General features: G+C 61.3%; 12 protein-coding genes. 4 read left to right on the top strand and 8 right to left on the bottom strand.

Going from position 1 to position 13507, the window contains the following annotated elements:
- The first annotated feature begins 213 nt into the window (after window positions 1-213).
- The gene (locus AB5Y89_RS14825; protein ID WP_124244346.1) at window positions 214-1380 is read left to right on the top strand and encodes an MdtL family multidrug efflux MFS transporter; all 1167 of its coding nucleotides are present in this window, start codon (window positions 214-216) and stop codon (window positions 1378-1380) included.
- A gap of 10 nt (window positions 1381-1390) precedes the next feature.
- Window positions 1391-2431: an HTH-type transcriptional regulator YidZ gene (gene yidZ / locus AB5Y89_RS14820; protein ID WP_368224048.1), complete on the top strand. Its 1041-nt coding sequence runs from the start codon at window positions 1391-1393 to the stop codon at window positions 2429-2431.
- Here the strand turns inward: yidZ and ruvX are convergent.
- From ruvX to metK, 7 genes are all read right to left on the bottom strand, one after another.
- On the bottom strand, window positions 2428-2850 hold the full coding sequence (ruvX, locus tag AB5Y89_RS14815) for a Holliday junction resolvase RuvX (protein WP_010673863.1): 423 nt from the start codon (window positions 2848-2850) through the stop codon (window positions 2428-2430). The genes yidZ and ruvX overlap by 4 nt on opposite strands.
- Window positions 2851-2959: 109 nt before the next feature.
- A complete protein-coding gene (locus tag AB5Y89_RS14810) occupies window positions 2960-3514 on the bottom strand; it encodes a YqgE/AlgH family protein (protein ID WP_103261728.1) in 555 nt (184 codons plus the stop codon).
- 165 nt (window positions 3515-3679) lie between these two features.
- Entirely contained in the window at window positions 3680-4630 is a 951-nt protein-coding gene (gene gshB / locus AB5Y89_RS14805; RefSeq protein ID WP_041212592.1) for a glutathione synthase, read from the bottom strand.
- A 123-nt stretch (window positions 4631-4753) separates the two neighbouring features.
- Window positions 4754-5485 (bottom strand): 16S rRNA (uracil(1498)-N(3))-methyltransferase, encoded by a 732-nt coding sequence (rsmE, locus tag AB5Y89_RS14800; protein WP_010673866.1) that lies wholly within the window; start codon window positions 5483-5485, stop codon window positions 4754-4756.
- Window positions 5486-5614: 129 nt separating this feature from the next.
- Window positions 5615-6307 (bottom strand): endonuclease, encoded by a 693-nt coding sequence (locus tag AB5Y89_RS14795; RefSeq protein ID WP_039040144.1) that lies wholly within the window; start codon window positions 6305-6307, stop codon window positions 5615-5617.
- A 73-nt stretch (window positions 6308-6380) separates the two neighbouring features.
- Entirely contained in the window at window positions 6381-6920 is a 540-nt protein-coding gene (locus tag AB5Y89_RS14790; protein WP_109112953.1) for a SprT family zinc-dependent metalloprotease, read from the bottom strand.
- Window positions 6921-6988: 68 nt separating this feature from the next.
- Window positions 6989-8140 (bottom strand): methionine adenosyltransferase, encoded by a 1152-nt coding sequence (metK, locus tag AB5Y89_RS14785; RefSeq protein WP_010673869.1) that lies wholly within the window; start codon window positions 8138-8140, stop codon window positions 6989-6991.
- Between the two features lie 340 nt (window positions 8141-8480).
- On the opposite strand from metK, the gene tkt reads away from it, so the two are divergent.
- Together tkt and AB5Y89_RS14775 are read left to right on the top strand one after the other, a co-directional pair.
- A complete protein-coding gene (gene tkt, locus AB5Y89_RS14780) occupies window positions 8481-10472 on the top strand; it encodes a transketolase (RefSeq protein ID WP_182976411.1) in 1992 nt (663 codons plus the stop codon).
- Between the two features lie 147 nt (window positions 10473-10619).
- The gene (locus AB5Y89_RS14775; RefSeq protein WP_319896877.1) at window positions 10620-11141 is read left to right on the top strand and encodes a hypothetical protein; all 522 of its coding nucleotides are present in this window, start codon (window positions 10620-10622) and stop codon (window positions 11139-11141) included.
- A gap of 78 nt (window positions 11142-11219) precedes the next feature.
- Here AB5Y89_RS14775 and AB5Y89_RS14770 read toward each other — a convergent pair whose 3' ends face one another.
- A complete protein-coding gene (locus AB5Y89_RS14770; protein ID WP_368224046.1) occupies window positions 11220-12485 on the bottom strand; it encodes a Rid family detoxifying hydrolase in 1266 nt (421 codons plus the stop codon).
- Between the last annotated feature and the right edge of the window lie 1022 nt (window positions 12486-13507).

The following is a 13507-nucleotide window of genomic DNA, read 5'->3' as shown; positions in this document are numbered from 1 at the left end:
CCTGGCAGGGGGCGGGTCGATGAGCATGCCAATCCGGACCTCTCCTGCGGGAGATGTCCGGATTGGCATCCACCGAGTGCCATCTCGTCACTAGGCCCCGGCAGGCCGCCCGCTCTATAGTGCCCGGCATCTTCCTCTGCTTTTGCAGGATTGAGTTGTCAATCTCGCTGACAGCGCACCTGTGATGGTGAAACCTGCTGCTATGGAGCCTTCATGGGTATGTTTCTGCTGTGTACTTTTCTGATGATCATCCTCTATCCCCTCGGGATCGATCTCTATCTGGTGGCCGTGCCCCGCATTGCGCAAACCCTGCAGGGGAGCGAGGCGCAGATCCACACTGCTTTTTCCATCTATCTGCTGGGCATGGCGGCTACCGTGCTGCCGGGGGGCATGCTGGCGGATCGCCATGGCAGGCGCCCCGTGGTACTGGGGGGCGCCCTCATCTTCGTGGTCGCCTCCCTGGTGGCGGCGGAGGCGACCGGCATCGCCCAGTTTTATCTGGGGCGTTTCTGGCAAGGGGTGGGCGCTGGAGCGCTCTACATCATGACCTTCACCGTGCTGCGGGATGTGCTGAACCAGGCGCGCCTCGCGATGGCTCTCTCCCTCATCAACGGCGTGATCTGCGTCATTCCGGTGCTGGCTCCCGTACTCGGTTATCTCATCCTGTCGCACTTCGAGTGGCGCGGCATCTTCGTGGGCATGGCGCTGGTGGCCGCCATCAGTGCCCTGGTCAACCTGCGACTGCTCAAGGAGACCCGCCCCGCCCGTCCGTCTGCGGGGGCATCGCCGCTGGCCCTGCTGGGCATGGCCCCCTTCATGCAGCGCGCCTTGCTGACCAGCGCCAGCGTGACCGCCATCCTGGTCTATGTAAGCGTCTCGCCCCTCGTCCTGATGACCATGTTCGGCCTGCCTCCCGAGCAGTACACCCGGCTGATGATGGCGATGGCCGGGGTGAGCATGTCCGCTTCCTTCCTGACCCCCTTGCTGCTGCGCTGGCTCGGCAAGGCAAGGGTGCTGGCGCTCTCCCATCTCGCCTACCTGCTGGCTTTGTTCGCCCTGTTGTGCAGCAGCGGGCCCGAAGGCGGCCTGTCCTGGCTGCTGGCGGGGTGTGCCCTGGTCTGCATCGGTTTTTCCTGCGGGTTCGGGGTGGCGATGGGGGAGGCGCTGGATGTGTGCGGGGATCAGGTGGCATCGGCCAGTGCCCTGCTCTGCATCATGCAGATAGGGTTGTCCGGGCTCTTCATCTGGGGGATGGGCCATCTGGGGATGCCTGCGCTCTGGATGCTGATCCTGGCACTCCTGCTGGCGCTGCTCGGTTACCTGGTGGTGAAGGTGCTGCTACCATGGCGTGCGATCCGGCGAGTCCGGGCTCGGGGATAGGAGAGAAGCGATGCGCAATCTGGGTGAACTCGATTTGAACCTGCTGGTGGTCTTCAGGCACCTGATGCAGGAGCGCAGCGTGGCGGGGGCGGCCAAGAAGCTGTGTGTCACCCCGTCGGCGGTGAGCAAGGCGCTCGGCAAGCTGCGGGACTGGTTCGGGGACCCCCTCTTCGTGCGCGTGCGCCAGGGCTTGCAGCCGACCAACCTCTCCCTGACCCTGGCAGAGGAGCTCAAGACCTGGTTCCAGCTCACCGAGAGCATCAGCACCCTCAACCGCGAGGCGATCCCCGAGGGGGCCCGCTTCAGTCTGGTGATGGAGTCCCCCTTCGGCATCAGCTTCCTGAGCGAGCTGCCCACGACCATCTACCAGAAGTACCCCCACTCCGTGGTCAGGATGCTGGGCTGGGATCACCACTCCCTCAACGACATCGTCAATGGGGAGGCGGATCTCGGCTTCTGTGCCCGGGAGACCCACGGCCGCTCCCATGCCAGGGTCAACCGGCTGCCCTATTACATCGATCACGAGGTGCTGTTCTGCGATCGTCCCGTGGTGTTCCTGCGCAAGGATCACCCCTTGCTCGGGCAGACGTGGTCGCTGACCCGCTTTCTGGCCTGCCCCCAGGTGAGCGTGGTGTGGGAGGCCAGCGACAGCTGGGCACTGGACGATCTGCTGGAGGACGAAGGCCACAGGCGGCAGGTGCCCATCATGGTGGCGAGCTTCGAGCAGGCGCTGCACATCGCCGCCCAAAAGAGCCACGAGCTGATCGCCGTGGTGCCTTCATACTGCGCGGACTATGCCGCCAGACATCACCCCGACCTCATCCCCATGCCGTTGCCGCTGGAAGAGTCCCTCTATGCCCAGCTGGAGATCGCCTTCATCCTGCTGTGGCACAAGCGCCACAATCAGGATGCCAAGGTGATGTGGTTGCGGGGGGAGATCCGGCGGCTCTATGGACTGGCCGCGGCGGGGAGGACGCGTTTTGCCTGGGGCGGGCCCATGGAGAGCGGGGCGGAGAAAGAGAAGCAAGGGGGAGGAGGCACCCCGGTTTAGTCGTACTGCTCTTCCATCCAGGCTTCGACGATGAGCTGGGCGGAGACGCCGTCCACGCTCCCCTTGTCCAGCGCCTTGTAGCCGCCACGTTCAAACAGGCGGGCGCGGGCATCCGTGGTGGTGAGCCGCTCGTCCTTGAACTCCACCGGCTTGCCGAAGCGACCGTGCAGGCGATTGCCGAACTTGCGAGCCCGCACCGTGATCTCCTGGTCCGTGCCATCCATGTTGAGCGGCAGACCGACGATCAGCAGATCCGGTTGCCACTCCTTGATCAGCTTCTCTATCTCGTCCCAGTTGGGGATGCCGTCGTTGGCCTTGAGGGAGCGAAGGGGGCGGGCGCTGCCCGTGAGCTCCTGGCCGATGGCGACGCCGATGCTCTTGGTGCCGTAGTCAAAGCCCATGATGCTGCGTGATGACATGGGGTCTCCTCGAAATGGATGGATAAATGAAGGGGGAAGACCCCTCCCTGTCTCCCCCTGCTCGTGAGGGGGGAGCGTGCCGCCTCCCCCGGAGGGGAGGGCCGGGGTGTCAGCTATGGCCCACCTGGCTGGAGAGGTGCAGAGGGTTGACCCCAATGCTCGCTGCGGCTTGCTGCCAGCGCAGGTGGATGGGGGTGTCGAAGACCAGCTTGGGATTGGGGGGGATCACCAGCCAGGCGCCATCCACCAGCTCCTGCTCGAGCTGGCCTGCACTCCAGCCGGCGTAACCGAGCGCCACCAGCCAGTGGTCCGGCGCCTCGTCGGTGCCCAGGGTCTCCAGGATGTCCTTGGAGGTGGTGACCATCATCTCGTCGCTCACCTGCAGGGTGGAGTTGAAGCCCGGGCGGAAGCTGTGCAACACGAAGCCGCGATCCCCGTGCACCGGCCCCCCCTGCAACACCGGCTGTTTCATCTCGGCGGTGGCGGGGGGATTGAGGTTGAGCTTGGTCAGCATGGCGTCCAGGGCCATGTCGACCGGGATGTTGACCACCAGTCCCATGGCGCCTTCGCTGCTGTGTTCACACAGATAGACCAGGGAGCGCTGGAAATAAGCGTCCGTGAGGCTCGGCATGGCGAGCAGAAAGTGATTTTGCAGTGTTTGCATGGAGCGTATGTATCTCTAAGCGTGCAAAGGTATTTGGGGTGATTATGGCAGTTGATGGCGGCGGGCAAAACCGCTTTTTGCCGGCAGGAGGGCGGCAGTCAAAGGGGCCCTCATGGCCCCTTGTGTGTGTTTTCTCGCCGCGGCAACGGGTCGCTGGGCAAGGGGTCAGCGGCCCAGTCGGCGCTCGATGGCGTCCATCAGCATGCCGGTAATGGAGACGTCGAAGGCCGCCTCAATCTCGCGGATGCAGGTCGGGCTGGTGACGTTAATCTCGGTCAGGCGATCGCCGATGATGTCGAGGCCGACGAAGATGAGCCCCTTCTCTTTCAGGGTCGGGCCCACCGCGCGGGCGATGGCCCAGTCCGCGTCACTCAAGGGGCGGGCCTCACCACGGCCACCGGCCGCCAGGTTGCCACGGGTCTCACCTTGGGCCGGAATGCGGGCCAGGCAGTAAGGTACCGGCTCGCCATCCACCACCAGCACCCGCTTGTCGCCATCCTTGATGGCGGGCAGATAGGTCTGCGCCATGCAGTACTGGCTGCCGTGAGAGGTTAATGTCTCGATGATGACGCCGACGTTGGCGTCATCCTCCTTCATGCGGAAGATGGAGGCGCCGCCCATGCCGTCGAGCGGCTTGAGGATGACGTCCTTGTGCTTGGCGTGGAAGGCACGCAGCTTGTCTGCTCTGCGAGTGACGAGCGTGGTCGGGGTGTGCTCGGCAAACCAGGCGGTGTAGAGCTTCTCGTTGGCGTCGCGCAGGCTCTGGGGCTTGTTGACGATGAGGCAACCCTCATCCTCGGCCCGCTCCAGCATGTAGGTGGCGTAGATGAACTCGGTGTCGAAGGGGGGATCCTTGCGCATCAGGATCACGTCCAGGCTGGAGAGCGGCTGATCCACCACCTCGCCGAGGCTATACCAGTCGGCATAGTCATATTTGACGGTGAGCGGACGCATGGTACCGAAGGCGCGACCGGCCTCCATGTAGAGATCCTTCATCTCCAGATAGAACAGCTCGTAGCCGCGCTTTTGCGCCTCTTCGAGCATGGCGAAGCTGGAGTCCTTCTTGATGTTGATGGCCGAGATGGGGTCCATCACGATGCCGAGTTTGATGGTCATCCGAATATCCTTCTTGTGGCTCGATTGGATGTGATGACCCCCTCCCTGCCTCCCCCTTCACAAGGGGGGAGGGGCCTGTTGCTCCCTCCCCTTCGAAGGGGAGGGCCGGGGTGGGGTCGGCTGTCAGGCCAGATCGCCAAAGCGGCACTGAAGCGCAGTAATCGCCGTCAGGGCGGCGGTTTCGGTGCGCAGCACCCGCGGCCCCAGCAGCATCTCCTTGAAATCTTCCTGCACGGTACGGGCGATCTCGTCGCTGGACAAGCCCCCTTCCGGGCCGATCAGCAGGCGCACGCCGTGCTCGGGGATGGGCAGGGTGTTGATGCTGTAAGGGGCGCGCGGGTGCAGGTTGAGCTTGAGCTCCTGGGTCTCTTCCGCCAGCCAGGCGTCGAGCTCCATCGGCATGCGCACCTCGGGCACGGTATTGCGGCCGCACTGCTCGCAGGCGCTGATCACCACTTTTTGCCACTGTTCGCGTTTTTTCTCCAGCCGATCGGCGGGCAGCTTGACGCCGCAGCGCTCGGAGAAGAGGGGCGTGATGCAGGTGACGCCGAGCTCCACGGATTTCTGGATGGTGAAGTCCATCTTGTCGCCGCGGCTGATCACCTGACCCAGGTGGATGGCAAGGGGGGACTCCACCGAGCGGGTCTCGCAACTGTCGATGGTCACTTCCACCGACTTCTTGCCGACGTTGGCGATGGTGGCGGGGTACTGGTTGCCGTCGCCGTTGAACAGCTCGAGCTGCTGGCCCGGCTGCATGCGCAGCACGCGGCCGATGTGATTGGCGCCGTCTTCCGACAGGGCGAGGGTCTGGCCAACCTGCAGGCTGGCCGGTTCATAGATACGTGGAATGCGCATGGCTGATAGTCAGTCTCTTGCTTGGAAACCCTTCAATACCCTACTGCACGGCGGCGAGCAAGGCTCGCGAGACAGAGAGTGAAGGGATTCAGGAGGAGGGGGACGCTCCCCCTCCCTGGTCAAATGGGGTTATTGGCACTGCTTTTCAATGAAGGGATTGGTATTGCCCTGCAGCTTGCCGATACGGCGGTTGCGCTCGCACTCCCAGCGATCAGCCGGATACTGCCTGTCCCAGGCTTCGTAAAGCTTGCGCTGTTGGGCTGCCAGACGCAGTCCGTACTGCTGGCTCATGTAGAGGTAGGCGCGTGCGATCTGGCCACGCACCGGCCCCTTGGGCGGCTGCACCTGGCGCTCCTTGAAATCCACCAGCATCTGGCACTTGCCGTACTGGTTCGGTTTGCCGTTCCAGTCGCTGAAGCGGAAGTTCGCCCGATCGCCGTTCACCTCGCCGATGGCAGGGAAGAGGTTGTGCATGTCTCCCTCCATCCTGTTGAACTCGTCGCTCTTGCCGCAATTCTTGCGACCCCCGTCCTGCCAGCACTGGAGCTGGTGGCCGAACTCCCAGGCGGGCACCACGTGCTCCCATTCGATGCGGGAGGCCCGCTCGGCCTGTTTGCGCGGCAGGTAGCCGCAGCTCTCCCAGTCGGGGGCCATCTTCTTGCCGCTGAACTTGATGTTGCAGCCGCAGTAGAAGGTGACGGGGTGGCTCTGGTAGAGCTTGTTCAGATCCTGCTTGGCGGCGCGAAAGGTCTGGATGTTGTCGGCATGGGCCGGGGCGCTGACCAGCAGGGCCAGGCAGAGGGAGAGCAGAGGGCGAAACATGAATATCCTTGGCAATGAGACAGTTGAATGAAGTAGGCGCGCACCCTATCACAGGAGCGCGACACGGGGTGACTCAATCCGCCGTCGTGTCGCGCTGCCACACCAGGGGCTGGCGACAGCGGCGGCAGTGATAGCGGGCCTCGCCGCGCATCACCTTGTTGTGGCGGCGCACGGAGAGGGGATGCTGCTGGCAGGCGCAGGCATACACGAAGGTGCGCTGGGCCAGCACCCCCAGATCGAAGCTGTGGGTGGTGCTGGGTTCGAGACCGAACAGCTCCCGCATCACCGACTGCCACTGGCGACCGTGGGGCAGTACCCGGCTCTTGCCGCGCCCCTCTCCCCAGAGCGCATAGACCAGCAGGTGCGCCACCTCGTGGGGCACCACTTCCCTGAGAAACGCCTGCTGATTGGCCTGATAGAGCGCCGGATTGAAACGCAGCTCCCAGGTTTGCAGCCGCGCCGAGCCTGCCGCCCGGCCCCGCATGTTGCAGTGGACTTGCGGGCGGGGGAAGGTGCGGCCAAGACGCGTTTCGGCCTGCACAAAGCAGGCATCGACGCGTGCGAGCAGCGTCTCGATGAGGGCGGGGTCAAGCCGGGTGGCAGTGGCAGGCATGGGATCCTCGGGACAGGACACAAAAGCAAAAGGGGAGCCAGGCTCCCCTTTTATCACAACCTCGAGCCTTACAGGCCAGCGGCAGCGCGCAGCAGCTCGGCCTTGTCGGTCTTCTCCCAGGGGAACTCGTCGCGGCCGAAGTGGCCGTAAGCGGCGGTTGCCTGGTAGATCGGGCGCTTCAGATCCAGCATCTCGATGAGACCATAGGGGCGCAGCTCGAAGAACTCGCGCACCAGCTTGACCAGTAGGGCTTCGGCCACCTTGCCGGTGCCGAAAGTTTCGACGCTGATGGAGGTGGGCTCGGCCACGCCGATGGCGTAGGAGACCTGCACTTCACAGCGATCCGCGAGACCTGCGGCCACGATGTTCTTGGCCACGTAGCGGGCGGCATAGGCGGCAGAGCGGTCCACCTTGGACGGATCCTTGCCGGAGAAGGCGCCACCACCGTGACGGGCCATGCCGCCGTAGGTGTCGACGATGATCTTGCGACCGGTCAGACCGCAGTCACCCATGGGGCCGCCGATGACGAAACGGCCGGTCGGGTTGATGAAGTACTTGGTGTCCTTGTTGATCCACTCGGCGGGCAGCACCGGCTTGATGATCTCTTCGCGCACCGCTTCCACCAGATCGCTGTGGCTGATGGAGTCGCAATGCTGGGTGGAGAGCACCACGGCATCCACACCCAGGATCTTGCCTGCGTCGTCGTAGGCGAAGGTCAGCTGGCTCTTGGCGTCCGGACGCAGCCACGGCAGGGTGCCGTTCTTGCGCACTTCTGCCTGACGCTTCACCAGCAGGTGGGAGTAGGTGATGGGCGCGGGCATCAGCACGTCGGTTTCGTTGGTGGCGTAGCCGAACATCAGGCCCTGGTCACCGGCACCTTGCTCCAGCGGGTCGGTACGGTCGACGCCCTGGTTGATGTCCGGAGACTGTTTGCCGATGGCGTTCAGCACGGCGCAGGAGTCGGCGTCGAAGCCCATGTCGGAGTGGGTGTAACCAATCTCGCGCACGGTGTCGCGCACGATCTGTTCGATGTCGACCCAGGCAGAGGTGGTCACTTCGCCGGCTACCATCACCATGCCGGTCTTGACCAGGGTTTCGCAGGCGACGCGCGCCTTGGTGTCCTGCTGCAGGATGGCGTCCAGCACCGCGTCGGAGATCTGGTCGGCGATTTTATCGGGATGGCCTTCGGAGACCGACTCGGAAGTAAACAGCTTTGCCATGTTTGGTTCTCGATTCGTAAGGGTTATCGCCTTGGCCATAACCGGATAATGACAGGATGACTGTAGAGGTATCTACATCTGGACGTCTATTTTAAATAGGTCATCCGGTGATTGCCAGCACTATTTGGGGGTGGAGCCGCCCGGGGCGGGATGGGGAAGGGATCCACCTCCATGGAGGTAAGGCAGGGGGCGGATTGAATCGTTTTCCCCGCCCAGAAAAGCGATTGTGCTCCCAAAGCCACTTTATTCGCCCAGATAATATTTGCACGCCGCGCCCCCTGCTGGGACAATAACGCGCCTTAATCTTGGCCATCAAATGAAGCAATCGCAGGAGATACAGATGCCTTCTCGTAAAGAGCTTGCCAATGCCATTCGTGCATTGAGTATGGATGCCGTTCAAAAAGCCAACTCCGGTCACCCGGGCGCCCCCATGGGAATGGCGGATATCGCTGAAGTGCTGTGGCGCAGCCACCTCAAACACAACCCGAACAACCCCAAGTGGGCCGACCGCGACCGTTTCATTCTCTCCAACGGCCACGGCTCCATGCTGCTGTACTCCCTGCTGCACCTCTCCGGTTATGACCTCTCCATCGACGATCTGAAAAACTTCCGCCAACTGCACTCTCGCACCCCGGGTCACCCGGAGTACGGTTATGCGCCGGGCGTTGAAACCACGACCGGTCCGCTGGGTCAGGGCATCACCAACGCCGTGGGCATGGCGATCGCCGAGAAGGCCATGGCCGAGCAGTTCAACCAGCCGGGTCACGACATCGTTGACCACTACACCTACGCCTTCATGGGCGACGGCTGCTTGATGGAAGGTATCTCCCACGAAGCCTGCTCCCTGGCCGGCACCCTGGGTCTGGGCAAGCTGATTGCATTCTGGGATGACAACGGTATCTCCATCGACGGTCACGTAGAAGGCTGGTTCACCGACGACACGCCCAAGCGCTTCGAAGCCTACGGCTGGCACGTCATCCCGGCCGTTGACGGTCACAACCCGGAAGCCATCAACGCCGCCATCGAAGCCGCCAAGGCCGAGACCGGCAAGCCGACCCTGATCTGCTGCCGCACCATCATCGGCTACGGTTCCCCGAACAAGTCCGGCTCCCACGATTGCCACGGCGCACCGCTGGGCAACGACGAGATCGCCGCCGCCCGTGCCTTCCTGAAGTGGGACCACGCGCCGTTCGTCATCCCTTCCGACATCGCCGCCGAGTGGAACGGTCAGGAGAAGGGTGCCAAGCTCGAATCCGACTGGGCTGCCAAGTTCGCCGCCTATGAAGCCGCTCACCCGGCCCTGGCTGCCGAGTTCAAGCGCCGTACCGCTGGCGAGCTGCCGGCCAACTGGGCTGCTGAATCCGCCAAGATCATCGAAACCCTGCAGGCCAACCCGGCCAAGATCGCGACCCGTAAAGCGTCCCAGAACTCCCTGGAAGCCTTCGGCAAGCTGCTGCCGGAATTCATGGGCGGCTCCGCAGATCTCGCGCCGTCCAACCTGACCATGTGGTCCGGCTCCAAGTCCCTGACTCCCGAGAGCGCCGCAGGCAACTACATCCACTACGGCGTGCGCGAGTTCGGCATGTCCGCCATCATGAACGGCATCGCCCTGCACGGTGGTTTCATCCCCTACGGCGCCACCTTCCTGATGTTCATGGAGTACGCCCGCAACGCCCTGCGCATGGCCGCCCTGATGAAGCAGCGCGCCATCTTCGTTTACACCCACGACTCCATCGGTCTGGGTGAAGATGGCCCGACTCACCAGCCGGTCGAGCAGATCGCCTCCCTGCGTCTGACCCCGAACATGAGCACCTGGCGCCCGTGTGACCAGGTAGAGTCCGCCATCGCCTGGAAACACGCCATCGAGCGTACCGACGGCCCGACCTCCCTGATCTTCTCCCGTCAGAACCTGGCCCAGATGGACCGCACCGCCCAGCAACTGGCCGATGCCGCCAAGGGTGGTTACGTGCTGAAGGATTGCGCCGGTACCCCGGAACTGATCCTGATCGCCACCGGTTCCGAAGTGGAGCTGGCCGTTGCCGCCTATGAGCAGCTGACTGCCAAGGGCCGTGCCGTGCGCGTGGTCTCCATCCCGTCTACCGACGTGTTCGATGCCCAGTCCGCCGAATACAAGGAGTCCGTCCTGCCGGCCGCCGTCACCAAGCGTGTGGCCATCGAAGCGGGCATCGCCGACTACTGGTACAAGTACGTCGGTTTCGGCGGCAAGATCATCGGTATGCGCACCTTCGGTGAGTCCGCCCCGGCCGAGCTGCTGTTCAAGGAATTCGGCTTTACCGTGGAAAACGTGGTTGCGACCGCAGAGTCCCTGTAATCGTTGATTGCTTGATTCTGAATTGAAAAGCGCCTCCCTCGGGAGGCGCTTTTTATTTAGTCAGTCTGACTTTTATTATCTGTACATGACAGCTATTAAGTGATTTTATCAATATTATCAATGTAAGGTTGATAACGGTAAAGTATGATGAAAAGATATAAGCGGCTAGAAATACCTAACATCGTGGTTTTGGATGCGGCTGAACAGTTTTATCAGAGCGCTAAAATTCTAAAAGATATGCCACCAGGCTCCGGAGTATTACTGCCAATGCTAACAAATGCAGCACTGGCAATGGAGCTATACATAAAGTCACTAAATACACTTTCAGTTATTGAAAACTATGAAACATATTCAGATGGTAGTAGAGGTGGCGAGGTTACGGAAAAGGCTAAGACATGCGAGCACGACTTAAGTATTATTTTAGCTAATGTTGATGATGCTGTTAAAATTAATATTGGTAATTTGTTTGATAATGGGTCAATTAATCACTCCTTCGGTGAATTAATCGAGCTAGTTAGGCCTTACGATAAGCTTTTCGTCAGAAGCAGATATTCATATGAGAAACTAGGGTTGCCGGCCGTAAGTATTTCTGATTTATTCTATTGTATTGAGTTCATCCGTGATTTGGTTGATAAAGTAAGTCCAAGTACTGGCGAAGGTAAACAGTGATATTCTCAGTTGCTATTATATTTTTAAATAAAAAGACACCGGCCTAAGCCGGTGTCTTTTTATCGTAAAAGCAACGTGTTACACCTGCGGCGGGGTGCTTTCCGCATTGGACATCACCGCATCCATCTGCACCAAGGCGCCGGCGGGCAGTTCGCTTACCCCGAATACGGTGCGGGCAGGCAGATAGCCCGGGAAATATTTGGCGTAGATGGCATCCACGTCCTCCAGATCCTCGATGTTCTTCACCTGGATATTGACCTTGACGATATCGTCCATCACATGGCCGATGCTCTCGACGATGGCCTTGATATGACTCAGGCACTGGGCGGTCTGCTCACGGACGCAACCGGTCAGCACCTTGCCGGTGGCCATGTCGATCGGCAGCTGGCCGGCGACATGGTTGTAGTGGGAGAAGGCGACGCTCTGGGTATGCAGCGGGCTTCTCGGTGCTTTGTCGGTATTGCGGGCACGAATCACCAGGTTGTGCCTGTCTTCCACCAGCTGTGGCGGGGTACCGTCACCGTGGGAGATGACCGCATCCATCTGCACCCGGGCGCCCAGCGGCAGGGCGACGGCACTGACCACAGAGCGGGCGGGCAGATAGGCGACGGCGCGGGCGATGGCGGAGTCCGGGAAGAAGGTGGTGTAGACCTCGTTGACGGCGTCGAGATCCGCCAGATTGGTCAGATAGACAGTCACCTTGACGATGTCGTCGAAGGGCACGTCGATGCTCTCCAGCACGGTTTTGATATTGCGCAGGCACTGGGCCGCCTGCTCGCGGATGCCACCGTCAACCAGGGCACCGGAGGCGGGGTCGAGGGGCAGCTGGGCACCGATATTGTTGTAATGGGAGAAGGCGACGCTCTGGCTGGAGAGCGGATCCTGCGGTGCGTGGTCGCTATTGCGGGCGAGTTTGAGCAGCGGGCAGGGAGCCTGGGGGAAGGTGCCTTCCCCGTTGGAGAGCAGGGCGTCCATCTGCACCCCGGCGCCGAGCGGCAGACCGGCGACGGCGAGCACTGTGCGGGTCGGCAGCGAGTGGGGGAAGAATTCCCGATAGACGGCGTTGACGGCATCGAGGTCGGCGATGTCCGCGAGGAACAGGGTCACCTTCACCATGTCCTCCATGCCGTGGCCAATGCTCTGGACGATGGCCTGGATATTGGTGAGACACTGTCTGGCCTGCGCCTGGATATCCCCTGCGACCAGCGCGCCCGTTTTCGGATTGACGGGGAGCTGGGCGGCAATATTGTTGTAGTGGGAGAAAGCCACGCTCTGGGTATAGGGCCCCAGATCCTGAGGCGCATTGGGGGTATTTCTGGCGGATTTGATGATGGTACCACTCATGGCGATACTCCTTTTTCGTTTTTGATGTAGGGTCCGGGCCGCATTGTTCTTCCCTGGCCGAATACGGCACGCTGATGACTCGTGATATTGCGGCAACAGTTGCCCGTTCCCGCCGCAGGGCGACGGAGAAAAGGAGAACGATCATCACAGTGTCGAGCCCTGTTTCGATGCAGACAGCGCGTGCAGCAGACAAGGGAGAGAAGTTGGCCTGGTGATTCAGACGGGAGAATTCTAGGGGGCGGTTATCCGGGGATGCAAACCGGGATCCTGTTTCTATGAGGTGGCTCAACAGAGTGAAATATATTCATTTTGCGATTCAATTCATGACGGGCATGGCAAATAAAGGTGATGATGATCCCGCTTTACCATGAAAGTGGAACCAGATAGCGCCATATTGTCGCGCATCAGGGTTACAGCCTGTGAATCCTCCGTTAATACTTTTGGCGAAATTGCAGCTTATTCTCCCGGTTTTGCATAGCTATCTATTTATCGCTCTCTCGACGCCCTGTTCAGCGCCGCCAAAATATGCTGCGGCGAGCACACTGAAATAACATTCACCCTCTTTGCATGGCCACAGGTCATGACATAAATACGGGAGAAAGAGAGGGCGCTTTTTAGCCCCTGCGGCGGAGGCTGACATGGGCGGGTCGCCACACCGCCTATGCCATATCTTTTCAGCGGCGCGAACGCAGCCCGCCAGCAGGGCTCATAAGCAAGGGGAGGGGGCCTTCCCCTTGCCTGCCCCGACTTGCCGCCCCCCGATGCATATCACTCCTGTCATGACCCTCGCTGTGAGGGGGCCCCGGAGTCCGCCCTGCTTTGCCGCCCTGGCGTATCCCGCACTCCTTGCGATGCAGCCGGCTCATCTTCACCGCACCATCCTTATTTGTGTTCTTTGTCATCAACTGCCGTTATTGCGACCTGGGTCGGGGTTTGGGTGGATTATTAACTGTATGATTAATAATGAAATCAGGGACCCTGCCGACGAGCAGCACGGATCGGCACTCATCTGCCCGGGAGTG

Origin of the sequence: Aeromonas sp. s4, assembly GCF_040907855.1 — a bacterium.
Classification (GTDB): Bacteria; Pseudomonadota; Gammaproteobacteria; order Enterobacterales; family Aeromonadaceae; genus Aeromonas; species Aeromonas caviae.
This window is presented reverse-complemented; position numbering and strand designations above follow the sequence as displayed.

Bases quoted from the DNA above. Each gene is read 5' to 3' on its own strand.
- AB5Y89_RS14825 (WP_124244346.1), top strand. From the start codon at position 214: ATGGGTATGTTTCTGCTGTGTACTTTTCTGATGATCATCCTCTATCCC.
- yidZ (WP_368224048.1), top strand. From the start codon at position 1,391: ATGCGCAATCTGGGTGAACTCGATTTGAACCTGCTGGTGGTCTTCAGG.
- ruvX (WP_010673863.1), bottom strand. From the start codon at position 2,850: ATGTCATCACGCAGCATCATGGGCTTTGACTACGGCACCAAGAGCATC.
- AB5Y89_RS14810 (WP_103261728.1), bottom strand. From the start codon at position 3,514: ATGCAAACACTGCAAAATCACTTTCTGCTCGCCATGCCGAGCCTCACG.
- gshB (WP_041212592.1), bottom strand. From the start codon at position 4,630: ATGACCATCAAACTCGGCATCGTGATGGACCCCATCTCGGCCATCAAC.
- rsmE (WP_010673866.1), bottom strand. From the start codon at position 5,485: ATGCGCATTCCACGTATCTATGAACCGGCCAGCCTGCAGGTTGGCCAG.
- AB5Y89_RS14795 (WP_039040144.1), bottom strand. From the start codon at position 6,307: ATGTTTCGCCCTCTGCTCTCCCTCTGCCTGGCCCTGCTGGTCAGCGCC.
- AB5Y89_RS14790 (WP_109112953.1), bottom strand. From the start codon at position 6,920: ATGCCTGCCACTGCCACCCGGCTTGACCCCGCCCTCATCGAGACGCTG.
- metK (WP_010673869.1), bottom strand. From the start codon at position 8,140: ATGGCAAAGCTGTTTACTTCCGAGTCGGTCTCCGAAGGCCATCCCGAT.
- tkt (WP_182976411.1), top strand. From the start codon at position 8,481: ATGCCTTCTCGTAAAGAGCTTGCCAATGCCATTCGTGCATTGAGTATG.
- AB5Y89_RS14775 (WP_319896877.1), top strand. From the start codon at position 10,620: ATGAAAAGATATAAGCGGCTAGAAATACCTAACATCGTGGTTTTGGAT.
- AB5Y89_RS14770 (WP_368224046.1), bottom strand. From the start codon at position 12,485: ATGAGTGGTACCATCATCAAATCCGCCAGAAATACCCCCAATGCGCCT.